We start from the raw sequence: 23,624 nt of genomic DNA on the forward strand, positions 1-23,624 counted from the left end.
AATTATTAATCGAAAAGTCTTGCATGTTTTCACGCTACTTTTCATACCCGAGACCGTTACTTGCAATTTATGACACTTACGATAAACAAATGGACTTCCCACCACAATCAATTAATTTATAGTTTGTTTTACTATTGTGAATTGAATAAGATTGATTTAAAAATTAAATACTCATATGAAATACCAAATAACGGGATGGAATTGGTTTTTAGTGGAATAAAATATTTTTTTGATTATTCAGATGATGTAAATTTTATTACCAAACCTGAAAATTTTGATTTCTATTTCAAACGTTCGTTATTACTAGAAAAATATTCAGGGAATATTAAGCCTTTAAATTTTCAAATTAATTTTTCATTTAAGCCTTTAAAATTAATAACGAAAATACCTTTTGATGTTTTAAAACTTAAAGAATCGAAAACTGAACTAATTAGAGCATTAGATTATTTCAGCTTTGTAACAAATGATTCTCACAAATCAAAAGACCTAAATACAATATGGAGTAATGAAATCAATGATTATGGTGGGAGGATTATCTTTATGACAAGATTATGGGATCCAGCAAGAAATAATGATCCAATAGAAAAAGAAAGGCGGATTTCACAAAATAATTTTAGAATAAATGCTTGCCGTATTATTTCAAAGAATTTCCCTAATTCTATTACGGGTTTATATCCGGATTATTACGCAAAAGAAGTTGCTGGCTATTTCGGAGTGACCATGGCACGTATTTCGGTCAAACCGTGCCACTTTAAGAGATCATACAATAATAGTTAAATTTGAGTTTATCCAAAATTTTGTGTTTTTGAAAAATAATTTCAAAATTCATAGGTTAAAATAATATAGATTATAACCTGTTTGGAAAACAAATATACAATTGATTGTAAATTTGGCCCCATTTAAATCGTGTTTTCTTCCATTTTTTGCTGATGCTTTGAGCTGCTAAATATATGGATTTCAGTGCTGCATCATCATGAGGGAAGACTTTTTTGTTGCGTGTATATTTTCTTAAACTGGCATTAAAACTCTCAATGATATTGGTAGTATATATAAGTTTTCTAATCTCTTTTGGGTAGTTTAAAAACGCGGTCAAATTATCCCAATTGTTTTCCCAAGACTGTACGGCAGAGAGGTATTTATCTTCCCAATTTTGTTTAAAGACTTCGAAAGCCTCTAAAGCGAATTTCTCATTATCGGCTTGATAAATAGCTTTAATATCGACCATTATTGATTTACGGTCCTTATAGCTCACATATTTTAAAGAGTTTCTAATTTGATGTACGATACATATTTGACGTATACTACCTGGAAAAATAGCTTCTACAGCTTTATCTAATCCAGAGAGGTTATCCGAACACAGAAAGAAGATATCTTTTACGCCTCTAGAGCGCAGATCGTCTAAAATGGACATCCAAGCAGCTGCCTTTTCTGTCTCCACAATACTCATGCTCAAAATATCTTGTTGCCCTTCGGTATTCACCCCTAAAACTATCATACAGGCTTTAGATATTACCTTGCCTTCTTGACGTATTTTATAATGAATAGCATCTATCCAGACAATGGGATATACGTCTTCTAAAGGTCTATTCTGCCATTGTTTGATGTCTTCCAATAATTGATTGGTGATAATGGATACCTGTGATGTGGAATACTGCACTCCATAGGTACTTTCAATAAAATCAATAATATCGCTATTGCTCATACCTTTGGCGTAAAGCAGTTGAATACAATCTTCTAATTCTTGACTAATCGATTGATGTTTGGGGACAATAACAGGCTCAAAGCTCGCTTGACGATCTCTGGGGATTTTGATGCGTTGTTCGCCGTTATGAGTCTTGATAGTTTTCTCTGAGAAACCATTGCGCTGGTTGTTCTCAATTACAGAACCTCCTTTTTGAAACCCTAAGTGGGCAGTCATTTCTGCTTTTAAAAGTGATTCAATACCACGTTTAAGCAACTGTTCCTTGACCTGGTCAAAGTCCTCCTTGTTGCTGATTTTGCCGATCAAGGCGTCTAATTGTTTTTCTAAGTCTGAGTTCATAAAATAAAAATTTAAAAGTAAATTTTTTGCCTATGAATTTCAAAATCATTTTTAAACTAACTAACAGCAAAAACACAAAATAGTTTACAGTCCCTTAAATTTAATTAATACTGTTCTTTCAACTTACCTTTTCTCAAGGATTCTCCAGTAAGGTTTATCCTATGCGATGAATTTACAATACGATCTAGTATCGCATCAGCGATAGTGCTTTCGCCGATAATATCGTACCAAGCGGATACAGGTATTTGTGAAGCTACAATCGTTGCTTTTTTATCATGTCTTTCATCGATTATGTCCATAAGCGCCTCTCTGTTCTGATTGTCGAAGCTCTGTAAACCAAAATCATCAAGGATAAGCAGATCTACTTTTAATAGTTTTGCAAGTTCTTTAAGGTAAGTGCCATCTACTTTACTTAGTTTTAATCGTTTCATCAGTCTAGCAGTATTTGTGTATAGGGTTCTTTTATTCATCATACAAGCTTGATGTCCCAATGCCTGAGCTATATAACTTTTACCCACTCCAGAGGATCCTGTGATAATCAAGTTTTCCTTTTTTTGTACAAAATCTAGAGTAGCCAAACGCTCGAACATATTTCTGTCCAAGCTTCTGTTGTGCAGGTAATTAATATCTGTAAGTGTAGCTCCCTGCTTAAAGGCTGCTTGCGTTGTAAGCCTTTTTATCTTTCTATTCTGAAGGTCTTCCCATTGGTGATCGGTAAGCAATGCTAGATATTGATCTGGCGTAAGACACTCTATTCGGTTATCACTAAGGTGGTTGTGATGGAGTTCAGCTATAGCTGTTAATCTCATTTTTCTGAGTTTTTCGATGGTGTGATTTGTATTCATATATGTATAAAATTTAAGTGATTTTTTCGTGTTGTTTTTACTTATAATTGGATGCCCCACGGATGTTCGCATGCTTGGGGATATGAGAACCTCGGTCTGTTTCTTCTTGTAGGAATAAGGAGCTTTGATCTAGATTATTCTTCAGTATGTTGGTTATCCTGTTCTAGCTTACAGCATCAGCCTGTATGGCTCTTTTGCAAGCATTATCTAACCTTTGGGAGCCATAAGACTTATGGAGTTGTATAACGCCCATAGCTCTTTTATACCCTGTTTCAGGATAATCCAACGCAGCAATAATCCGCTCGACACATGCTGCAACATAACTACCATGGACAGCTGCCTTGTTCTTAAAGTATTGCGGACTCCACTGGCTGTATTGTTTATGAGAACTACTAAGGTGATCCTTGTTGGTTATGTATGCGCCTTTGGAACCGCTACGTTGGTGTATAGCTATGCGCTGTTGATTATAATACACCTCTACCATGCCTTTGGTATAGTGTAGCGTGGTTTCCTTGCCAATGTAACGATATGGAACGCTGTAGTAAGTCTTATCTGGTGAAAAATAGATATAGCCTATTTTCTGAACCTTAGCTCTTCTATATTCTTTTATCTCGTAGCGTGTACTGCTTAAGGGTTTTAGATACTCTCGTTCGACGCTTTGGAAGAGCTCCAGACGACTAGCTTCTTTGCGTTGGAATAATAGGTTGTTGTAGCACTCTAGCAGAAGTTTTATCTCTTTGTTTAGATCTGCTAAAGAAAAAAAGGTCATTTCCCGAAGGGGATAATAAATCCGTTGATAAGCTAGATGCACCGCGTTTTCCACCAGCGCTTTATCTTGAGGGGAGTAACTACGCGTTGGATTGACCACGCAGTTGTAATGGCGGGCAAAGTCTTTAAAACTACGGTTAACCTGAGCTTCGTATCTACTAGATCTGGTAACGGCTGATTTTAGATTGTCTGATACGATGGCCTTGGGTACTCCCCCGTAGAAATGAAGGGCGTTTTCGCAACAACTTATAAAATCTTCACGCTTTTGGCTCATACAAGCCTCAACATAGGTATACTGACTGTTAGGGAGCATGGCAACAAAGACCTCTACTGGAAGTATCTCGCCTGTGATTTTGTCTACTATCTGAAGTTTTTTTCCAGCAAAGTCCACGAACATCTCTTTCCCTGCCTCGTGTTCAAGTTTCATAGATCCCTTGATCTTGGCATATTTACGATGGTAATGCTCCATGAATTGAGTGTAACTATAAGGGTCTTTAACCTTTTGACTATATTCTGTGTAGTGGTACAAAAAAGTAAATCCTGGGTGGTTCCGAGCCTTATTAATACTTTCAAAATAAAACATCAATTCATCATAGCGTTTGTTATTTATGGTTGTATGAGATGTAAAGAGCTTTTCTAGGGTGTGGTTGTCTAGCTTTAATAACTCCTTAAAACTATAACCACTACCTTTAAATAGGTGTATATAGCTATTTATAGTGTTGCGGGAAATGCCAAGTGTGGCTCCAATTTGACGGTTACTATAACCATCTTGTTTTAAGTTGATAATTTGTTTTAGGTCCATTGGATCAAGTGTGTTGGCCATATCGCTTTTTAGAGCAATAAGGTAATTACTTGATCTCTTAAAGTGGCACAAATCGAAACGGAAACATTGGCACAAATCAAACCGTTTTTAGCTAACTCAATTTCCGTGTGGCACAATTTAAACCGAAATCAACGGCACAGTAACTCCGAAATCACTGGCACAAATCGAACCGTGTTAGCCAGCAAAGCAAAACGTAACAAATCGGACTTTCTTACTCAGCCGATTTCGGACAATAACAATACGAAACTCGTACTGCAGACTAACAAACTTTGCAGCAAAACAAACCGGAATAATTTAGATTTCACTCACTCTTGCGATTTCGGATCATAGCAATACGCAATCTGGATGGCGGACTGATAAACTGCATGGCAAAGCAAAACGATATAATTCGGAATTTATTACTCAGACGATTTCGAACCAAAGTAATACGCAAATATTACGGCGGACTGAAAAACATTGCGTTTATCAAAACCAAATAAATCGGACTTCACTCACTCATGCGGCTACGGATTCCATGCAAACGCAATTTACACGGTAAATTAACACCTGAAAATCAGTTGTTTAATTATATTTTATATCATTAGTGTCCGATAAAAGATTTAAAAAGCGGGATTTCCAAGATAGGATTTCCCGCTTATTTTGTATCTTGAAGTTATCACACATCCAAGATATGAATAAAAGTAAAAACTTTAGCGGACAACCCATAATCAAACAGGTATTAAATTTCATTTTGCCCAAAGATGTTCATCGGACAGCCAAAAAGCACAACAGCGATCGCTATACCAAAAAGTTTACCACCTATGAGCATTTGGCCACTATGGTATTTACCGTGATCAGTGGCTGTAGCTCACTTCGTGAGGTTTCCAGTATTATGCTTGCCTGCGAGGGAAAGATCAACCATCTAGGACTCACGGACTTTCCAAAACGCAGTACCTTGTCAGATGCTAACAGGAGAAGAAGCTCTGAAGTATTTGCCGATATTTATCATTTACTCTACAAACGTTACCATCGCTTTTTATCGGACAGCAGACCCTTAGAACCTGCAGTGAAGAACCTTAAAATCGTTGATTCCTCGACCATACCCCTATTTAGTGACATTCTTAAAGGTGTAGGAAGGAACCCGCTCAACGGCAAAAAGAAAGGAGGTATCAAGATGCATACTATGATAAACGCCATGGAAGACGTTCCTTGTCTGATTAAGTTTTCAAGCGCGGCCACGCACGACCACACCTTTTTAAAAGACCTGGAACTCAAGAAGGGCTCTTATGTGGTTTTTGACAAAGGGTATGTGGATTATGAGCAATACCAAAAATGGACACTGGAAGATGTTTACTTTGTGACTCGGCAAAAGGACAATGCTCGCTATACAAGCCTTGAAGAGTTTGATATCTCCAATAAAGTGGACGATGCTGTCTTAAAGGACGAAAAAATAGGGCTTACGGACAAAAACGGCAATGCTTTTTCCCTGAGGAGAATCGCTTTTTGGCACGAAAAGCACCAAAAAGTTTATGAGTTCATCACTAATAATTATGATCTTGACGCAGACAAAATAGCCGACATCTATAAAAATAGGTGGCAGATTGAGACGATGTTCAAACGGCTTAAACAGAACTTTCCGCTAAAGTATTTTTTGGGAGACAATCAAAATGCCATCGAAATACAAATCTGGGTCAGTTTGATAATCCAGCTCATTATGCTTGTGATCCAAAGAAAAGCCCAAAGAAACTGGGCTTATTCCAATATGATGTCCGTCATACGATACCATTTGATGACATATATCGATTTGTTCAAATTCCTGAAAAACCCAGAAGCTAATTGGGAAGAGATTACAACCAAAAACATTGGGCAATTAAGCCTTTTTGACCCATAAGGAGGTTCTGTTTTCAAAATAAAGAGTGCGATCAATAAAAAAGGCCAACACCAAAGCTTTTTTAGCTAATTCTGTTTTTTATCGGACAACAATAATTTTTTATAGAATAAAAAGACATTGTAATCAGGGTCATAGCAAGTACCAAAAACTATTAAATTTCTAAGCTTAATATCTTTTAAACCTTTTATTGAAGACTTTATAAATTTTTTATCCTCTATTTTTGGATTACTAATTTTTGTGTCTCCAAAAAAATTAACACTAATACTTAAGCTATCATTATAAAAAGAACTTCCATTATAATAATTGTAAATATTTTCTGGGTGGTAGGTACTACAAGATGCTAAAATGGTTAACAAAAATAATATGCCGATATAATATTTACTTTTCATTCAAATACTTTTGTGTAGTTATTTACCGATACAGAAATTAACAAAAATATTACCAAGCAACTCATCGTTAGTGACTTGCCCTGTAATCTCACCAAAATGGTAGAGTGCCTGACGGATATCGATAGCCATTAAATCGCTCGATAAATTAGTATCGATGCCTTCTTGAACTTTTTGGATTTCTTCAAAAGCTTTTATTAGGGAATCGTAGTGACGCGTATTGGTAACAATGGTTTCATTGTTTCGTAGAGCGCCTGTATTTACAAAACCAATCAGTTGATTTTTTAAAGCCTCTACACCCCTATTTTCCTTAGCGGATAATAATATGTATTTAGAATTTTCGATACCACTTAAAAACACTTCCAATTGCGCCACTTCAGCTTCAGAAAGTTTATCAATTTTATTGGGTACAATTAATAGTGGTTTTAAAGGGTATTTGTTTTTTATTTTTTCAATTTCCACTTGAAACTGTGCTGCATTTTCAACAAACTGCGTCGCATCAAACAAATACAAAACCACTTGCGATTGCTCTATTTTCTCGAAAGTCTTTTTAATTCCGATACCTTCAACCACATCTTTGGTTTCTCGAATTCCGGCCGTATCAATAAAACGGAAACCGATACCTTCAATCACCAATTCATCTTCAATGGTATCTCTAGTCGTTCCAGCAATATCACTTACAATGGCACGATCTTCATTTAAAAGCGCATTTAGTAAAGTGGATTTCCCCACATTGGGCTCACCTACTATAGCCACCGGAATACCATTTTTTATCACGTTACCAACAGCAAACGAGTCTATTAAACGCTTTAAAACGAAGGTAATTCTTGAAATGAGTTCCTTAAACTGGCTTCTATCGGCAAATTCGACATCTTCTTCGGCAAAATCTAATTCTAACTCAATTAAAGAGGCGAAATTTAGAAGTTCTTCACGGAGTTTAGCAATTTCCGAAGAAAAACCTCCTCGCATTTGTTGCATCGCGATTTGATGACTGGCTTCATTATCAGAAGAAATTAAATCGGCTACAGCCTCTGCCTGACTTAAATCTAATTTACCATTTAAAAAAGCGCGTAAAGTAAACTCCCCTGCAGTGGCCATTCTGCAACCATGTCGCAAAAATAATTGAATAATTTCCTGCTGAATATATTGGGAACCATGACAAGATATTTCAACCACATCTTCGCCGGTATACGAATTCGGGTTTTTAAAAACCGATACTAAAACCTCGTCAATGGTTCTATCGCCTTCAATAATATGTCCTAAATGGATGGTGTGGGTGGGCTGTTTTGCCAACCGTTTTCCAGAAACCGATTTAAATTGAGCTTCTGCTAAAGTGATCGCATCCTTTCCCGACAAACGAATTACAGCTATAGCACCTGCTCCCGAAGGCGTTGCTAAAGCGACTATGGTATCTTGATTAATCATAGCACAAAAATAATTATAATTAACGAAGCATTGCTGTAAGACTTTCGATTCTTTCTCTCAGTGTTAAAAGATTTCAAAGCACATGTAATCAACCTATTAAACCATCAGTTTTTTAATACCAAATTAATTTAATACCTTAATACTTCTATAAAAACCTCTTCTAGAAGAGCAAGAGTATATTTAAATCTTACTAAAAATCGCAACATGTTGGTAGCCAAATCGCCCTTAATTACACATCATATTAAAATTGAAAAAACAAATTTAGGTGATCTGTATTTTTTTTAAAATTATGTTATTACAGAATTTAATGAAGGCGTAGATATCGATTATTTAAGTTTTGAACCATGCCAAACACTTATTAAACAGTTCTTTGGAAAGAAGGATTTCGGATATATTAGTAATCGTATAAACTCCTACTCCATTGTGATTTCTGAAGTATACCTTTTTAATAAGGCTTTTCCTCATGCGAAAGCTTATGCTACAGTAACCTATAACCATTTTTCACAAAAATCATTTGAACTAGAAAGTCACTTCTTTAAATTTAACAAACGTAACTTTTTATCTTTAACAGAAGTGGTCTCTTGGGTATAAAACGCTTTAAACCAATAGATTATAGCAAATAAATGCCATCTGATTTAATTTCAATCTGGCGCTCCTTATAAAGCGCTCCAATGGCTTTTTTAAAGTTCTTCTTACTCATTTGAAGTTGCTCCTTGATGGCTTCTGGACTCGATTTATCGGTAAGATTCATATACCCCGAATTATCTTGCAATTCGTGTAAAATACGCTCGGCATTAGGCTCGATATTACGGTATCCGATTTGACCTAAAGAAATGTCTAATTTATTACCAGGACGCACTTTTTTAACGATGCCCTTTAACTTATCACCTACACTTATATCTTTAAAGATTTGATCTTTATAAATTAAACCTGAATGGATTTTATTGACAATCACATTCATACCAATATCTGATGGGTGAGAAACGATAATATCTACCTCATCAAACTGCTGAACCGTTAAATTGGTATTATCTAAAAAGCTATTGGTTTTACTTGAAGCGACTAACCTGTTCGTTTTTTCGTCTAAATAACAGTGTACCAAATACCAACCTCCAGGTTTCATTTTGAAGGCCTGTTCTTTAAACGGACAAAATAACTCCTTAACCAGGCCCCAATCTAAAAAGGCCCCATAATCGGTGACTTGATTACAGCGTAACAAAGCAAATTCACCGCATTTAATATAAGGCATATCGGTGGTAGCTACAGGGCGTTCTTCATTATCTAAATAGACAAAAACATCTATTTTATCCCATATTTTAAAGCTTGTTGGCACGTAGCGATTAGGAAGTAAGACTTCATTGTCTTCGTTATCCATTAAATAAATACCGTGATCGGTTTCACGTATTATTTCTAAAGTATTTACTTGTCCGAGTGTTATCATGCTGCAAAGGTAATGATATTAACGAAAGTTCGGTTTATGAAAAAATAAAAGAGGCTTTGAAAAGTAAATTAAATTTGATTTATCAGGTTGAACTTGTCGAAACCCATACTGTATATGAGTAAATTAAGATATTTCGACAGGCTCCATATGCCATCAAGTATACTTTTCGAACAGCCTCCTTTATTTTAAACTTTATAATATAAAAAGTGAAATAACACCCTGTTTTATAGAATTAACAGATTATTTTTTAGGGTTATCTGTATCTGCTTTTTCTTTAGGCGTTTCTTTTAAGTGTTCAAAATATTTTAAAAGCACATCGTCGTTCACTTTTTTAGGAGTGAATATCTCTAATATTTTAGCCTGATTGGCCTCAGAGAAAAACGTTGTTAAGGCCGAAGTTAAAGCATCTTCATTGTCAACCGACTGATAAGCCATGCCATACATTTTACATAAATGCTCTGCGCTATAGTTATGGTTGGTTTCAAAATAGGTATCGAAATTTTCGGTGTCTTTATGTCCAGGAAGGATTCTAAAGATACCTCCGCCTTGGTTATTTACAATAATAACTCTAAAGTTTTTCGGGATATGATTATTCCAAAGCGCATTACTATCATATAAGAAACTTAAATCGCCTGTTAACAAAACTGTAGGTTTATCTTCTCGGGCCACAGCACATCCAATTGCTGTTGATGTACATCCATCAATACCACTGGTACCCCGATTGCAGTAAACTTCTAGAGTTTTATTTACTTTGAATAACTGCGTATATCTAATCGCCGAGCTATTCCCTACTTGCAATATGCTATCGTCTGGAATCGATTTTAAAACCTTATTAAAAACCTTTAAATCGGAAAACGGAATGTTTTTAATATAATCTTTATGCTTTTTTAGGCGCTTGGCTTTTACATCCAACCATTTCGTTTTATAATGACTTTTTACATAGTGTAATATTTTTGGTAAAAAGGATTCAAAAAAGGCATTTGGAGTCGCTTCAATATGGTTATCTAAGCAGAAAAAAGTATCGTAAGCTCTTTTTCTGTCGATATGCCAGTGGTGAGCTGGCTGATAGTTTCTTAAAAACTGTTTTACTTTTTTAGAAACAATTAAGCCTCCAAAGGTTATTAAAATATCTGGTTGAAGAGCCTTTTTTTCCTCGGGAGTTAACCCGTCAATTAATTGATCGATGCTAGGAAAAAAGCCATTGTGATGTAAATTAGAAGTCGACTCTGTTAAAACAATGATACTGTCATCTTGTGCTAATTCATCCAGCCATTTCATTTCAACTTGATTTGGCATGTTAACACCTACCAAGATCATTTTTTTAGGAGACACGTCCCATTGTTCCAAACAAGATTGTAAAACATAATCCTCTAGGTTGTGAGGCTTAGCCACCGCTTCAATGGTTTTTGGTGATACGGTTTGTTTTTCAACCACATCATAAAGAGGTTCATCAAAAGGAATATTAATATGAACAGGGCCTTTTTTCATAATGGCCATATTAATGGCCATATTAATTTCTTCTTCATTATTGGTTTGAATATTTTTCTGCAAACCTAATAAACGTTCAAACCGGTCTTCCACTTTAACTAAAACAGGGACATTCTCATTGGCATGAATGTGTTTTTCATCTTTTAAATCCAACTTCAAATCTATTGAGAACAAAGCATGACTCTCAAAAACATTTTTCTGGTTAATGGTTTGGCCATCACCCACATCAATTAAGTTTTTTGGCCGATCTGCCGATAACACTACCAAAGGAATATTACTGTAGTAGGCTTCTGCCACAGCAGGATAATAATTTAACAAAGCACTACCAGAAGTACAAACCACAGCTGTGGGCTCTTGTAATTGTTGTGCAATCCCTAGAGCAAAAAATGCAGCACAACGCTCGTCAATTATACTATAACATTTAAAAAATGAATCGTTAGTAAAACCTAGGGTTAGCGGCGCATTTCTACTTCCTGGAGAAATCACAATGTGCTTAACACCTTTAGACTTACAAAGAGAAACTACAGTTTGGGCTAGAGGAATTTTTGAATAAATCATTGAATTAATAATCTTTGGTTACTTATCAAAAGTAAGAAATCGATTAATTAAATGACACTTTTAATGACTAAAGATTTTAAAACAGTCTCTTGCCACTCCTTTTCGGCATCCGAGCTTTGTGTAATTCCGCCACCCACATAAATAATAGCGGTGCCTTTTTTTAACTGCATACAACGTAAATTCACATATAATTGTGTGCTATTTCGGTTTAAGGCATAGGCTCTGTTTTCAATATTACGTTGGCCAGAACGCGGTGCTATTTTCTTATCTAAATTTAATTCACCTAAAAAACCGGTGTAAAATTCGCGGTTATAGTTTTCTTGATTAACTATAAATTCTTTAGCTTCTTTTTTGGGTAAGCCACAAACCGCTGGAGTGGGATGCAAGATATTTATGATACTAGACAGGGCTATATCATCTTTCAGTTGAGCTGAAATCATTGTTTTTAAATGCACCAAATTCCCTGCTTTTACGGTTTCTACCTCTGAAGTCTTATAACTTTCTGATAAAGGTTTGATATGATCTAGGATAAAATCAGTAACAAATTGCTGCTCTTGAATTTCTTTATCTTGCCAAGTAACATTTAAATCACCTGAATAATTTTGAGTACCTGCCAAAGCCATTATAGAAAAGCGTTTCCCTTCAATTTTAATTAAAGTTTCTGGAGTAGCGCCTAGCCAAAGTCCAACTTTAGGATGAAACCAACAATATACAAATGCCAATTTATAGCGGCTTAAAAGGTTTTTTAAAATTTTAATAGGATTGGAATCAGAAAGCTCAACTTCTTCCTTTCGCGACAGGACAACTTTTTTAAAGGTCTTATTTTTTATAGCTTTAACCCCTTTATTTACCAAGTTAATATGAAAATTTTTAAAAGAGGCTTCTGTAGTGTCTTGAATTTTTGATGTTTGTAAATTTTCTGAAGCTTCATAAAAGGTATCATAAACTTCTGAAACATCATATGGCAGTAGCACCGTTTTTTGGGCATTATCAAAAGGCGCAAATACAAATCCTTTTTCAGAATAGTCTTCTGCATAAAACAGGTCGGCTTTTTTTTGAAACACCGCTTGCACTTTCAAGACATTAGGCTTCCTATAAACCACAAAAGGCAATTGGTTTTCGTACTGTGTTTTAATACGTTCAAAAAAAACTTCAGAAGTCATGAGAATTATTTAGATTTTGGGAGTGCAATAGTAGTCAATTTACACAACGAAATCAAATTATCATGGTCGTCTGTGACACGTATTTCTAAGAGCTGAGTAGTTCTTCCCTTGTGCAGATATACAGCACGTGCATAAACAAACCCTTCTTTTACGCTTTTTAGGTGGTTTGCAGAAATCTCGATACCTCTAACAAACACATCTTTATTATGCATTAAAATTTGTACAGCAAAGCTCCCCATGGTTTCAGCAAGTGCTGCAGTAGCACCGCCATGTAACACACCATCGGGCTGATATACTTTTGAAGTTACAGGCATTTTACCTAGTATAAAATCATCACCAAAATCGATAATTTCTATATCTAAGGTTTCCATTAAAGTGTTTTTACAAACGGCATTGGCCCTAGCGAGTACAGCTTCTTTAGATAATTTCATTGAAATCAATTTTTTTAAGTTTTATAATAAAAAATACCGTTTCCAAAATAAAGGGTTTTGAAAACGGTATTTTAATCTATTTTAAAGCAGCTTCTTATTTAGTAAACTGTGCTAATACTTTCTTTGCATAAGGTTTAGCGATACCAGCAGCTGAATCTGGGTCTGTAATTTTTGAAGCCACAACGGCTACTAATTGTTTGTTATCATCTCTACTTAAATCGTAAACTACCGTTTCTAACTTATAAATATCCGATTCGTAAGTACGTTGCGAGCTTGGTACATATGTTCCTCCCATACCATAAGGAGAATAAAAAGAACCATAATAACCACCAAATCGACCATATCCACCGTAAAAACCAGGATAATAACCTCCAGAAACATAACCTCCAGATTCTTGAGTATTAATTTCTGTTTTTACATCTTTTACCACAGTTAAAGCAACTGCTTGATAACCATCACTTTTAAATTTCACGATATGTTCTTTTACCTCGGCATCGTTGATTTTTTTATTCACGGTCGTATTTGGATAGGCTATATAACTAGCCGTAGCATCCATGCCAGCTTCTTTAAGCGCACTCGAAATTTCTTGCTCAAATAATTGTCTGGAAGCCATATCGTCCATTCTAGCAATCACTAAAATTTTATCTCCTTTAACATTGTTAATATCTGGAGCTTTCCAAGTATCGGTAACTTTTATGGAAGGTCCACAGTTATAGAAAAAGATGGTGAGTAGAAGCGTACTTAAAACTGATAATTTTCTTTTCATTGTTTGTTGTTTTTGTAAAAGTATTATGGTGTTAATTTAAATTTGAAATCAAATATAAGCATTAAGTTTATGTGCTTAATTAATCTTATTAAAGATTTAAGAGCTTCTAACTTTTTAACTTACTAATCGCCTAACAATTTCCTTTACGGGCAAAATTTTATTACTGTATTCAATGCTTGGTCCAGCAACCCAAACCGTTTTATATGTAGCCTTAGTCGCAGCGTTTTTTGTAGCATTCATACCTATGATAAAGCGAATCATTTTCACCCATTTTTTAAGCACTTTATTTTTATTTAGAATAGACTCTAACCAAGTTTGATCGGTCCCTATACGCTGTACATAAGGTGTATTAATAACGGTACATGGAGTCCCTGAAATGCGTTTGGTCATGACAATATCGTTTTTACCATAGTCCACACAGGCTTGTTTATACTCTTGCGTAACGCCTGCTTCCTCCGATGCTATAAACAAACTTCCTACCGAAACCCCGCTAGCGCCATAGCTTAGCATTTTTTCAATATCATCTTTACAACCCACACCCCCAGCTGAAATAATAGGAATATTACAATGTTGGTGCAGCTCCTTTATTAAAGCTTGTGGTGTTAATTGCCCGCGATGACCACCGGCTTCATTATTAACAGCAATAATCGCATCGGCACCTAAAGCTTCTACTTTTTTGGCATATTTTAGATCCACAACATCACAAAACACTTTTATTCCTGCTTTATGAGCTTCCTTAATGGTTTCTTCTGGACTACCAAGCGACGTGATAATAAAATCGCAACCCAATTCACAAATAACACTTAATTGGCCGTTAAACTTTACGTTAGATTTGTTTACAATGAGATTAAAACCAAAAGCACCATATTTAGGTTTTGCCGCTTTAAGTTCCTTGATGGCTATTTTTAGCTCGTCTAAAGTTCTATAATTTAGTGCCGGTATACAGCCTGCAATACCACAGTTCATAGCCTCCTTAACCATGTCTACATTTGAAACGAGAAACATAGGTGCCTGGATAATAGGGTATTTAATATCTAGAAGTTGTGTAAGTTTAGTAGGCATCATTCATTTTTTTCAAATATAACAAAATATTATGCGCGCATAACAGCTAAAAATCAAATTGTTAGTTAAAAAAAGAAACCAAATGCATCTTATGACATTTATCATTTTTTTATTATGCATGCATAGTTAATTTAGACGTACTAAAACCGATACTCATGAAAAAGATTTATCCTTTACTACTCGTTTCATTTTTGATGTTTGAAGTTAATAGCCAAACCATTGCTTTATCTGACACTTACATCTCGCAACATCAAAATTATATAAATACGACAAGCCGAGACCTGATTTCAAAGCATATTAAAGACGTAGAAAGTCACCTCATAACCTCTAATTATACAGCAGATCTCGAAGATCTATGCGATGATGAAAATGATTTATATACCGTATCGTTTTACACCTCTTCTGGAAAAATTGAGGCTGCATATAACAAAAAAGGGAAGCTTATTAAAACCCATGAAAGGTATAAAAATAATAGGCTACCTCTTGAAGTGATGCAAGCAATATCTAAAAATTATCCAGATTGGTGTATAATTGAAGGGCTCCATTTTATAAAATATCATCATGAAAATGATACTTTAAACCAAGTATATAAAATAAAAATAAAAAAAGAGTCTGAAATTTTATCGCTTAAAACCAATGAAATTGGAAAATTTTTATAATCCATATACATTAATCCAGAAAACGGTAATAACCACATTTTAAATAGGCTCCTTCTGGAAATCCTATAGGGTGGTCGGTATCGTGCTCTGTTTTTAAAATCATTTTATAGGGGCGCTTCGTTTTATCTAAGACATCTCGATTAATTTCAAAAAAATCTTGAGCATGCACCCGTGAAGAACAAGAAGCTAAAACGAGTAGCCCTTTTTTTGCCGTTAACCGTTCACCTAACTGGGCTAATTGTGCATATTTCTTTTTAGCAAGACTAATTTCTGAAGCTTGTTTAGCGAAACTTGGTGGATCGATAACCACCACATCAAACGTGACTTTATCTTTTATAAGTTCAGACAACGCTTCAAAAGCATCGCCAGCAATCACTTTATGTTTTCCGCTGTAATCATTGAGTTTTCCATTTTGCACGGCAACCTCTAAAGCCTGTGCACTTATATCTAAACTAGTGACTTCCTTTGCGCCGTTATACAAGGCATGTACCGAAAATCCGCCAGCATAAGAAAACACATCTAAAACCGTTTTGCCTTTACTCCACTGCCCTACTTGTTTACGATTGGCACGATGATCTAAAAAATAGCCCGTTTTATGACCTTTAATTACGTTTGCTGAAAAGTTAACGTTGTGTTCTACAAACTTTACCACTTCATTTTCTAATGTACCATAAATTACTTCGCCGTTTTCAAATTGATGCAGTTTTGATTGTTCTAAACCACGGCTTAAACGCAACACGACAGTTTCTGCTTTTGCTGTTTGTTGCAAACTCGGAATAATACTTTTTATGTAAGGCAACCAAATTTCGGAGTAAATTTTAACCACTAAAACTTGAGCATAAACATCGGCTATGAGCCCTGGAAAACCATCATTTTCACCAAATAACAATCGGTAACTGTTGGTATTTGATTTTAACAGTCCTTTTCTTTTTGAAAAAGCTTCTTCTATTTTCTTTTGAAAGAAATCGGCATTAATTTCTACTTTTTCGTAACCACTATGTAACATTTTTATCCGAATAGGCGAGTTCGCATCATACAACCCTAGTCCGATAACACGGTTTTTACTTTTTCCAAAAATAATAGCTAAATCACCCGACTTGGCGCCGTCGTTAATTTTTATAATATTATTTGAAAACACCCAAGGATGTCCCTGAAGGACAAACTGTTCTCCTTTACCATTTAGTTTTACAGCTAATCTTTTGGGTTGATTTTTGTATTCAATTTTTGGAGAAAAAAGCATCATTTATTTTTAAAACAAAAGTAGGCGTTTTTATAATTTAAATGGCTTAAACAGTTTTATAATACAGACCAATATATAAAATTTTGAAAAATTAAATATTTTATAAAATTAAATACAACATTAGTATACTGATTATTAAATGATTACCTTTACTCTCTCTCTCTCTCAAATTATTAATAACAGCATTCCCCAATTCTTTTATTAGCCTATTACCTAAGTGCTGTATTATTATGAGGTTAAGTCATGCCAATGATGGTTTAAATGAACTAAAAGCAAATCCTTTATTTAATGATGTTTCCGATAACGGTTTAAACCTCTTATTGGAACATGCTGTTTTAGAAAATTGGCCAAAACGATTTTGCTTTTTAGGAAGTACTAAAACCCTGCGTTATTTTTATATTATACGCAGTGGTCGCCTCAAAGTTTATTTTTATAACCCTGAAAAAGACCGAAAAATAACATTGTTCATCATTACAAAACATGATGTTTTCGACCTCTATCACCTCCTTAACTGGAACCACCATGATGTTAATTATGAAGCTCTAGACGACCTTCAAATCTATGCCCTACCATTACCTTTTTTACAAGAATGGATGCGAGATCATGTTGCTTTTTACAAAAATGCATTACAATATATAATTATTAAAATGAAGTCCTTAGAGAGCTCGGTTACAAGTTCCAATTTAGACACTACTGCCACCCGACTAGCTAAATTGTTGTTACAACACACCAATGAAACAACACAAAAAATTGAAATCATAAACGGGTTACCACATAAAGAATTGGCGCAATTAATAGGCACAACACGGGCTGTTTTAAATAGAAACATTCAACAATTTAAAGAGGACGGCATTATCGAAATTAAAAATAAGCAGATTGAAATCACCAATATGAACTTACTCATTAACAAAGCAAAAAAATAAGCATTTTAACATAAAATGTTACAAAATTGCTACCTAGATAGCGTTTTAGTTGTGATATTATTTATAATTTGCGTTAACTATTAAATAGTTCCTCTCTCTCAAGAATAAATTTCCATTAACAAACTGTTTAATTTAAATCCAACATTGCTATGAAAAATTTATTAATTGGTCTACTATTTTTAGGCTTTACCAACCTCATGTTCTCTCAATCAAGTTACGAATCGGATGACTTAATTTTATTAAAGTACAAAACTGCAACTGCCGTTAACAGCCATTATTTAAGCGCTGTGCTAGAACCACGAATCGCGAAGCGAGTTGATGCGTTAGAAAGCAAGGTAGCACAGTATGATATTACTAAGCAATCTATCTTTGACAATAGATCAAGAGCATATCATGTTACTTTTGAAGAACAAAATGATTATAAAGGAAGTATTACTGCACATTTTGACGCTAGAGGCAATCTAACAAAATCTAATGAACGTTTTAAAGATGTTATTTTACCCTATACAGTACGATACGCCGTAAGTCTTGCCTATCCTGATTGTATTTTTAAAAACAATACGTATTACGTGAATTATTCATTAAAACAAGGCACCGAAAAAATTTATAAAATTAAAGTGCTTACCTCGAAAGGATCGTACGAAACCCTAAGAGTTGATCCCCAAGGTAATTTAATGTAAATTTTGTTATTGTTGCTAATAACTAAAGGCGCTCTGAAAAGTCGGTTAAATTTGATTTGTCAGGTTAAGCTTGTCGAAACTAAAATGGATTATCCATCTAGCGAGATCGATTTCAACAAGCTGCATATGACATCAAGTCTTCTTTTCAGAACGCCTTTATTAATTTTAGTAATTACGCTTGTATTTTACCTTTTAAAGGTTGCGATGCTTTTTATTGTAGCAATAACGGTGAGTCCATCGACTTCAGTTTCTTCAACCTGATTTATTTCAACAACCAGTTTATCCTCTGTTAGGAATAAGATATCAGCCATACTTTCTTGGCCATTATTGTTAATAATTAATGTGTTACCATCAACTTCCCAGGTACCATTTTCAAGAAATTGAACATCCTCAATAAACTCAGTTTTTGATACTCCATTAAAATTATAGGTGAATTTAAGACTATAAGCCCCCTCTGAAACGACGGTATTTGGAGATTCGTTAAAGGTTATAGTACTGGTCATATCGTAAGCTTCACCTTCAAAATTTGTAGTGATAGGAAAACCTTGAAGTGAGGATTCTGCAGTGCCTTGGTAAGTTAATTCGGTTCCTACCCAGGCTCCTACCAAATCACCTGAAAATTGGGAGTCACCGTCGTCGTTTGAACAGGATGATAATACTATTAAAACAAAAAATAAAAGGGTTAGATGTTTCATAAAAATGGGATCATTTAGTTAGCCTACAATATTACAAGAATTAGGCTTATAAAAAAAAACGCAACCAAATGAATGATTGCGTTTTTTTTATGGAGTGAGATTCCTGTTTTCGAAGGAATATCTAAATTTATTTTACTTCTTCGAAGTCTATACTTCGACTTCGCTCAGCACAGGCTACTTGACTTCTTCGAAGTCTACGTCTTCAACGTCGCTTCCTTCGTTTTGTGGTTGCTCACCTGCACCAGCATCTGGTCCTGGTTGTCCACCTTGAGCTTCAGCTTGCGCTTTATACATTTCTTCAGAAGCTACTTTCCAAGCCTCGTTAATTTTATCTAAAGCTGGTGTGATTACCGCGATATCTTTAGACTCGTAAGCTTTTTTCAATTCTTCTAAAGCTTCTTCGATTGGTTTCTTTTTATCATCAGATAATTTATCACCAAACTCTTCTAATTGCTTTTCTGTTTGGAAAATCATAGAATCAGCTTCATTTAATTTCTGAGCATTTTCAGCTGCAGCTTTATCTGCTTCAGCATTTGCTTCAGCATCAGCTTTCATCTTTTCGATTTCTTCCTCACTTAATCCTGAAGACGCTTCAATACGGATATCTTGTTTCTTACCTGTTGCTTTATCTTCCGCAGATACTTTAATAATACCATTAGCATCGATATCGAAAGTTACCTCGATTTGTGGCGTACCACGTCTTGCTGGTGGAATATCACTTAAGTGGAAACGTCCAATAGTTTTGTTATCGGCTGCCATAGCACGCTCACCTTGTAATACGTGAATTTCTACTGATGGCTGGTTATCTGCTGCTGTAGAGAAAACCTGTGATTTTTTTGTTGGAATGGTTGTATTGGCTTCAATAAGTTTTGTAAATACATTACCCATTGTTTCAATACCAAGAGATAAAGGTGTAACATCTAAAAGTAATACATCTTTAACATCTCCTGTTAATACACCACCTTGGATACCTGCTCCTAAAGAAACAACTTCATCTGGATTTACACCTTTACTTGGTGCTTTTCCGAAGAATTTCTCAACAGCTTCTTGTACCGCAGGAATACGTGTAGAACCACCTACTAAAATCACTTCATCGATATCAGATTTTGATAAACCTGCTGCTTTTAAAGCCGACTCGCATGGTGCAATAGTACGTTTTACTAAATCGCCGATTAATTGCTCGAATTTAGATTTTGTTAAAGTACGCACTAAGTGTTTTGGTCCACTAGCTGTAGCTGTGATATAAGGTAAGTTGATTTCTGTTTGCGCTGAAGATGATAATTCAATCTTCGCTTTTTCAGCAGCTTCTTTTAAACGTTGAAGTGACATTGGATCTTTTCTTAAATCCATGTCTTCTTCAGCTTGAAACTCATCAGCTAACCAGTTAATAATTTTTTCATCTACATCATCACCACCTAAGTGTGTATCACCATCTGTTGAAAGTACTTCAAATACACCATCTCCTAATTCTAAGATAGATACATCATGTGTTCCTCCACCAAAATCGAATACTACTATTTTTTGGTCTGTACCTTTTTTGTCCATACCGTAAGCTAAAGCTGCGGCAGTAGGCTCGTTAATAATACGCTCTACTTTTAAACCTGCAATTTCTCCAGCTTCTTTAGTAGCCTGACGTTGCGAATCGTTGAAGTAAGCTGGTACTGTAATTACAGCACGAGATACATCTTGACCTAAATAATCTTCAGCTGTTTTCTTCATTTTTTGAAGAATCATAGCCGATAATTCTTGAGGCGTGTATAAACGACCGTCAATATCAACTCTAGGTGTGTCATTATCACCTTTTACTACATTATATGGTACACGTTCTGCCTCATTTTTAGATTCAGAATATTTATTTCCCATAAAACGTTTAATAGAATAAACCGTTTTTGTTGGGTTTGTTACTGCTTGTCTTTTAGCTGGATCACCAACTTTAATTTCGCCGCCTTCAACAAAGGCAATTACAGATGGTGTTGTTCTTTTTCCTTCTGCATTAGGAATAACTACAGGCTCATTACCTTCCATTACAGAAACGCAAGAGTTGGTTGTTCCTAAATCAATTCCAATAATTTTACTCATAACTTTTTATTTGTTTATAGATTTCCGTCTTCACGGAAACATGTGTTCATTTTTATTTTCGAGTTGTATAAGTCAATCTTTATGCCAATACAAAAAAACTGACAAGCTGTCACTTTAAATTTCTTAATCCTAACAAATAATGCGCCCAATCTTTCATTAATAACTAAATTCATAGTAAACTCACTTATTAAACCAGTATTTACGAAAAACCATGAAAAAGCATATCCTATTTCTTGCATGCTTCACCTTTTTTCTCACAAACTTTTATACACAGCAAGAGAAAGAACAAGCTACTAAACAGCATGACACTCTTAAACAAAAAAAAAGTAGATTTTAGTATTATGCCATTCGTAAGTTACAATAGGAATTTAGATTTTATGATAGGTGCCATTCCTATGATGATGTATAAATTAGACGGTCAGGATACTATTTCTCCCAAATCTTTATCAGGGCTTTCTGCAGTTTACACTACTAATGGCTCGTATTTTATGGCACTTTTTAACAAATGGTATTTTAAAGAAGACACATGGCGTGGTAAATTTTTCGTTTTAACTGGAAATAAAAACTCGCAGTTTTTTATGACAGATTTAGAAGCTCCTGGTTTTTATAATTACGGCACCCATATCACCGCAGTTAGTGTTGGTTTACAACGAAAAATTATTAAACATACCCGTTGTGCATTATGATTTAAAAGAAAAAAGTTGTTCATCTTACTGAAAATCAGTAAATTGATTTAACTACAAATCATTAATAATGAACAACTTGAGTGCAAATTACGAAAGAATATTGGAAGTATTAAGAAAAATATCGAAAGAACAACTTTTAAGTTATCAAAGACGACAACCAAAGCTTAGTGATTTAGAACTTATCAGTTTGAGTCTTACTGCCGAATTTATGGGAATAGATAGTGAAAATGACCTTTTTAGAAAACTTCCAGATTCCCTATTATCAAAAATAGAGAGAAGTGTCTACAATAGAAGAAGACGAAAACTAGTTAATAAGCTCAACAGTATCAGGTTAAGCTTAGCTTCCCATTTTAATGAATTTGAAGATTATTTTGTAGTAGATAGTATGCCCTTAGAAGTTTGTAAATTATCACGCAGTTCTCGTTCAAAGATTTGTAAAGAAAACACTTATGCATTTCCAGATAAAGGTTATTGTGCAGCTCAAAGTTCTAATTATTACGGTTATAAACTGCACGCTGTTTGTTCTGTAAATGGTGTCTTTCAAAGTATCGATTTGAGTCCAGCATCTGTACACGATATTAATTATCTTAAAGATATTAAGATGCAAATAAGCGATTGTACATTAATTGGTGATAAAGGCTATTTATCAACAGAAATACAACTTAACTTGTTTGAAACCTGTAATATAACGCTAAATACACCTATGAGAAGCAATCAAAAAAATTACAAAGTACAGCCTTATGTATTTAGAAAAAAGAGGAAAAGGATAGAAACATTATTTTCACAACTTTGTGACCAATTTATGATAAGACGCAATTATGCTAAAACTTTTGAAGGTTTTAAAACAAGAATCGTAGCTAAGATAACTGCTTTAACAACTATTCAGTATATCAATAAGTTTATTTTTGGGAGAAACATTAATAATATTAAAATTAGCATTATTTAAAATGCACAACGGGTTAAACATTTATATGCCGGTCTAACCTATAATTATGCTCATTATGACACAAAATTTGAAGATGATGTGCAGCCCGAAGATATTACCGACACTAACGCTATAGAGTTAAACACCTTATACGATTCTCGAGATGCTCTGTACTACCCAACATCTAGCTCTAAGGCTTTATTAAGATATTTATCTTTTCCTACCTGGTTTGGTAACGAGGTAAGTGCTCATAAAATTTTATCGGAATACAACACCTATTTCTCTACAAGATCCGGGAAAGATGTTATTGCGGCACGTTTTTCTGGTCAGTTTGGATTAGGTGACATTGCCTTCCAACAGCAGGTAACTATTGGTGGAAATGATATTCGTGGTTATTCTAAAGGCAAATATCGTGGCGATGGTTTAATGGCTCTACAAGGGGAGTATCGTTTTAATTTTAATGACAAAATGGGACTTGTTGGTTTTGCTGATATTGCCACCATGTATGGTTCTGACACCGAAGAATTTAACTGGAAAACCTACCCTGGATTAGGTATTGGCTACCGCTATGCCGCTTTTAAGAAAGTGAAATTTAATATCGGGTTAGATGCTGCTGTTGGAAAAGACGATTGGGGCATCTATTTTAGAATAGGTGAATCTTTCTAAAATA

Annotated in this window: 22 protein-coding genes and 1 pseudogene; 8 read left to right on the forward strand and 15 right to left on the reverse strand. The window is 34.7% G+C overall.

The window, feature by feature from the left end:
• Positions 1–141 precede the first annotated feature (141 nt).
• Entirely contained in the window at positions 142–777 is a 636-nt protein-coding gene (locus tag C1A40_RS16830) for a hypothetical protein (protein WP_102996911.1), read from the forward strand.
• A gap of 70 nt (positions 778–847) precedes the next feature.
• Here C1A40_RS16830 and C1A40_RS16835 read toward each other — a convergent pair whose 3' ends face one another.
• From C1A40_RS16835 to istA, 3 genes are all read right to left on the reverse strand, one after another.
• On the reverse strand, positions 848–2,041 hold the full coding sequence (locus C1A40_RS16835; RefSeq protein ID WP_102994202.1) for an IS256 family transposase: 1,194 nt from the start codon (positions 2,039–2,041) through the stop codon (positions 848–850).
• Between the two features lie 104 nt (positions 2,042–2,145).
• Positions 2,146–2,886: an IS21-like element helper ATPase IstB gene (istB, locus tag C1A40_RS16840; RefSeq protein WP_102995327.1), complete on the reverse strand. Its 741-nt coding sequence runs from the start codon at positions 2,884–2,886 to the stop codon at positions 2,146–2,148.
• Positions 2,887–3,049: 163 nt separating this feature from the next.
• Positions 3,050–4,477, reverse strand: coding sequence for an IS21 family transposase (gene istA, locus C1A40_RS16845; RefSeq protein WP_241910443.1), 1,428 nt, complete (start codon positions 4,475–4,477; stop codon positions 3,050–3,052).
• 670 nt (positions 4,478–5,147) lie between these two features.
• Here istA and C1A40_RS16850 point away from each other — a divergent pair.
• A complete protein-coding gene (locus C1A40_RS16850; RefSeq protein WP_102994338.1) occupies positions 5,148–6,347 on the forward strand; it encodes an IS4 family transposase in 1,200 nt (399 codons plus the stop codon).
• 65 nt (positions 6,348–6,412) lie between these two features.
• Here C1A40_RS16850 and C1A40_RS16855 read toward each other — a convergent pair whose 3' ends face one another.
• The 8 genes from C1A40_RS16855 to C1A40_RS16890 all read right to left on the reverse strand — a co-directional run bounded on the left by C1A40_RS16855 (position 6,413) and on the right by C1A40_RS16890 (position 15,067).
• Positions 6,413–6,736 carry a hypothetical protein gene (locus C1A40_RS16855; RefSeq protein ID WP_102996912.1) on the reverse strand — a complete coding sequence of 108 codons (324 nt, stop codon included), beginning with the start codon at positions 6,734–6,736 and terminating at the stop codon, positions 6,413–6,415.
• An 18-nt stretch (positions 6,737–6,754) separates the two neighbouring features.
• Positions 6,755–8,158 (reverse strand): tRNA uridine-5-carboxymethylaminomethyl(34) synthesis GTPase MnmE, encoded by a 1,404-nt coding sequence (mnmE, locus tag C1A40_RS16860; RefSeq protein WP_102996913.1) that lies wholly within the window; start codon positions 8,156–8,158, stop codon positions 6,755–6,757.
• 610 nt (positions 8,159–8,768) lie between these two features.
• Entirely contained in the window at positions 8,769–9,599 is an 831-nt protein-coding gene (locus tag C1A40_RS16865; protein ID WP_102996914.1) for a CvfB family protein, read from the reverse strand.
• A 240-nt stretch (positions 9,600–9,839) separates the two neighbouring features.
• Complete coding sequence (gene menD / locus C1A40_RS16870; protein ID WP_102996915.1) at positions 9,840–11,645, reverse strand: 2-succinyl-5-enolpyruvyl-6-hydroxy-3-cyclohexene-1-carboxylate synthase; 1,806 nt, start codon at positions 11,643–11,645, stop codon at positions 9,840–9,842.
• A gap of 47 nt (positions 11,646–11,692) precedes the next feature.
• A complete protein-coding gene (locus C1A40_RS16875; RefSeq protein WP_102996916.1) occupies positions 11,693–12,808 on the reverse strand; it encodes a chorismate-binding protein in 1,116 nt (371 codons plus the stop codon).
• A gap of 5 nt (positions 12,809–12,813) precedes the next feature.
• Positions 12,814–13,239, reverse strand: a complete 426-nt coding sequence (locus tag C1A40_RS16880; protein WP_102996917.1) for a PaaI family thioesterase — start codon at positions 13,237–13,239, stop codon at positions 12,814–12,816.
• 94 nt (positions 13,240–13,333) lie between these two features.
• A complete protein-coding gene (locus C1A40_RS16885; protein ID WP_102996918.1) occupies positions 13,334–14,005 on the reverse strand; it encodes a hypothetical protein in 672 nt (223 codons plus the stop codon).
• Positions 14,006–14,119: 114 nt separating this feature from the next.
• Positions 14,120–15,067 carry an NAD(P)H-dependent flavin oxidoreductase gene (locus tag C1A40_RS16890; protein WP_102997252.1) on the reverse strand — a complete coding sequence of 316 codons (948 nt, stop codon included), beginning with the start codon at positions 15,065–15,067 and terminating at the stop codon, positions 14,120–14,122.
• Positions 15,068–15,222: 155 nt separating this feature from the next.
• Here C1A40_RS16890 and C1A40_RS16895 point away from each other — a divergent pair, with 155 nt between their 5' ends.
• Positions 15,223–15,726 carry a hypothetical protein gene (locus C1A40_RS16895; RefSeq protein WP_158651400.1) on the forward strand — a complete coding sequence of 168 codons (504 nt, stop codon included), beginning with the start codon at positions 15,223–15,225 and terminating at the stop codon, positions 15,724–15,726.
• A 10-nt stretch (positions 15,727–15,736) separates the two neighbouring features.
• On the opposite strand, the gene C1A40_RS16900 is transcribed toward C1A40_RS16895, so the two are convergent.
• Complete coding sequence (locus tag C1A40_RS16900; RefSeq protein WP_102997253.1) at positions 15,737–16,966, reverse strand: class I SAM-dependent rRNA methyltransferase; 1,230 nt, start codon at positions 16,964–16,966, stop codon at positions 15,737–15,739.
• Between the two features lie 230 nt (positions 16,967–17,196).
• Between C1A40_RS16900 and C1A40_RS16905 the strand changes: the two genes are divergently transcribed.
• Both C1A40_RS16905 and C1A40_RS16910 read left to right on the forward strand, forming a co-directional pair.
• Complete coding sequence (locus C1A40_RS16905) at positions 17,197–17,889, forward strand: Crp/Fnr family transcriptional regulator (RefSeq protein ID WP_102996920.1); 693 nt, start codon at positions 17,197–17,199, stop codon at positions 17,887–17,889.
• A 149-nt stretch (positions 17,890–18,038) separates the two neighbouring features.
• Positions 18,039–18,569, forward strand: a complete 531-nt coding sequence (locus C1A40_RS16910) for a hypothetical protein (protein ID WP_102996921.1) — start codon at positions 18,039–18,041, stop codon at positions 18,567–18,569.
• A 185-nt stretch (positions 18,570–18,754) separates the two neighbouring features.
• Here the strand turns inward: C1A40_RS16910 and C1A40_RS16915 are convergent, their stop codons facing one another.
• From C1A40_RS16915 to C1A40_RS16925, 3 genes are all read right to left on the reverse strand, one after another.
• On the reverse strand, positions 18,755–19,264 hold the full coding sequence (locus tag C1A40_RS16915) for a lipocalin family protein (protein ID WP_102996922.1): 510 nt from the start codon (positions 19,262–19,264) through the stop codon (positions 18,755–18,757).
• A 174-nt stretch (positions 19,265–19,438) separates the two neighbouring features.
• Positions 19,439–21,343, reverse strand: coding sequence for a molecular chaperone DnaK (dnaK, locus tag C1A40_RS16920; RefSeq protein WP_102996923.1), 1,905 nt, complete (start codon positions 21,341–21,343; stop codon positions 19,439–19,441).
• Between the two features lie 14 nt (positions 21,344–21,357).
• On the reverse strand, positions 21,358–21,582 hold the full coding sequence (locus tag C1A40_RS16925) for a hypothetical protein (RefSeq protein WP_102996924.1): 225 nt from the start codon (positions 21,580–21,582) through the stop codon (positions 21,358–21,360).
• A 63-nt stretch (positions 21,583–21,645) separates the two neighbouring features.
• Between C1A40_RS16925 and C1A40_RS16930 the strand changes: the two genes are divergently transcribed.
• The 3 genes and pseudogenes from C1A40_RS16930 to C1A40_RS16940 form a co-directional block, all read left to right on the forward strand.
• Positions 21,646–22,029: a hypothetical protein gene (locus tag C1A40_RS16930; protein WP_199287723.1), complete on the forward strand. Its 384-nt coding sequence runs from the start codon at positions 21,646–21,648 to the stop codon at positions 22,027–22,029.
• A gap of 67 nt (positions 22,030–22,096) precedes the next feature.
• Positions 22,097–22,975, forward strand: a complete 879-nt coding sequence (locus C1A40_RS16935; RefSeq protein WP_102994439.1) for an IS982 family transposase — start codon at positions 22,097–22,099, stop codon at positions 22,973–22,975.
• A 33-nt stretch (positions 22,976–23,008) separates the two neighbouring features.
• A pseudogene (locus C1A40_RS16940) lies at positions 23,009–23,620 on the forward strand (BamA/TamA family outer membrane protein); the annotation flags it as partial.
• Positions 23,621–23,624 lie beyond the last annotated feature (4 nt).

The organism is Tamlana carrageenivorans, from assembly GCF_002893765.1.
GTDB classification, from domain to species: domain Bacteria; phylum Bacteroidota; class Bacteroidia; order Flavobacteriales; family Flavobacteriaceae; genus Pseudotamlana; species Pseudotamlana carrageenivorans.

Excerpts from the sequence above, each read along its gene's own strand:
- C1A40_RS16835 (WP_102994202.1), bottom strand. The coding sequence starts at position 2,041 with ATGAACTCAGACTTAGAAAAACAATTAGACGCCTTGATCGGCAAAATC.
- istB (WP_102995327.1), bottom strand. The coding sequence starts at position 2,886 with ATGAATACAAATCACACCATCGAAAAACTCAGAAAAATGAGATTAACA.
- istA (WP_241910443.1), bottom strand. The coding sequence starts at position 4,477 with ATGGCCAACACACTTGATCCAATGGACCTAAAACAAATTATCAACTTA.
- C1A40_RS16850 (WP_102994338.1), top strand. The coding sequence starts at position 5,148 with ATGAATAAAAGTAAAAACTTTAGCGGACAACCCATAATCAAACAGGTA.
- C1A40_RS16855 (WP_102996912.1), bottom strand. The coding sequence starts at position 6,736 with ATGAAAAGTAAATATTATATCGGCATATTATTTTTGTTAACCATTTTA.
- mnmE (WP_102996913.1), bottom strand. The coding sequence starts at position 8,158 with ATGATTAATCAAGATACCATAGTCGCTTTAGCAACGCCTTCGGGAGCA.
- C1A40_RS16865 (WP_102996914.1), bottom strand. The coding sequence starts at position 9,599 with ATGATAACACTCGGACAAGTAAATACTTTAGAAATAATACGTGAAACC.
- menD (WP_102996915.1), bottom strand. The coding sequence starts at position 11,645 with ATGATTTATTCAAAAATTCCTCTAGCCCAAACTGTAGTTTCTCTTTGT.
- C1A40_RS16875 (WP_102996916.1), bottom strand. The coding sequence starts at position 12,808 with ATGACTTCTGAAGTTTTTTTTGAACGTATTAAAACACAGTACGAAAAC.
- C1A40_RS16880 (WP_102996917.1), bottom strand. The coding sequence starts at position 13,239 with ATGAAATTATCTAAAGAAGCTGTACTCGCTAGGGCCAATGCCGTTTGT.
- C1A40_RS16885 (WP_102996918.1), bottom strand. The coding sequence starts at position 14,005 with ATGAAAAGAAAATTATCAGTTTTAAGTACGCTTCTACTCACCATCTTT.
- C1A40_RS16890 (WP_102997252.1), bottom strand. The coding sequence starts at position 15,067 with ATGCCTACTAAACTTACACAACTTCTAGATATTAAATACCCTATTATC.
- C1A40_RS16895 (WP_158651400.1), top strand. The coding sequence starts at position 15,223 with ATGAAAAAGATTTATCCTTTACTACTCGTTTCATTTTTGATGTTTGAA.
- C1A40_RS16900 (WP_102997253.1), bottom strand. The coding sequence starts at position 16,966 with ATGCTTTTTTCTCCAAAAATTGAATACAAAAATCAACCCAAAAGATTA.
- C1A40_RS16905 (WP_102996920.1), top strand. The coding sequence starts at position 17,197 with ATGAGGTTAAGTCATGCCAATGATGGTTTAAATGAACTAAAAGCAAAT.
- C1A40_RS16910 (WP_102996921.1), top strand. The coding sequence starts at position 18,039 with ATGAAAAATTTATTAATTGGTCTACTATTTTTAGGCTTTACCAACCTC.
- C1A40_RS16915 (WP_102996922.1), bottom strand. The coding sequence starts at position 19,264 with ATGAAACATCTAACCCTTTTATTTTTTGTTTTAATAGTATTATCATCC.
- dnaK (WP_102996923.1), bottom strand. The coding sequence starts at position 21,343 with ATGAGTAAAATTATTGGAATTGATTTAGGAACAACCAACTCTTGCGTT.
- C1A40_RS16925 (WP_102996924.1), bottom strand. The coding sequence starts at position 21,582 with ATGCAAGAAATAGGATATGCTTTTTCATGGTTTTTCGTAAATACTGGT.
- C1A40_RS16930 (WP_199287723.1), top strand. The coding sequence starts at position 21,646 with ATGACACTCTTAAACAAAAAAAAAGTAGATTTTAGTATTATGCCATTC.
- C1A40_RS16935 (WP_102994439.1), top strand. The coding sequence starts at position 22,097 with ATGAACAACTTGAGTGCAAATTACGAAAGAATATTGGAAGTATTAAGA.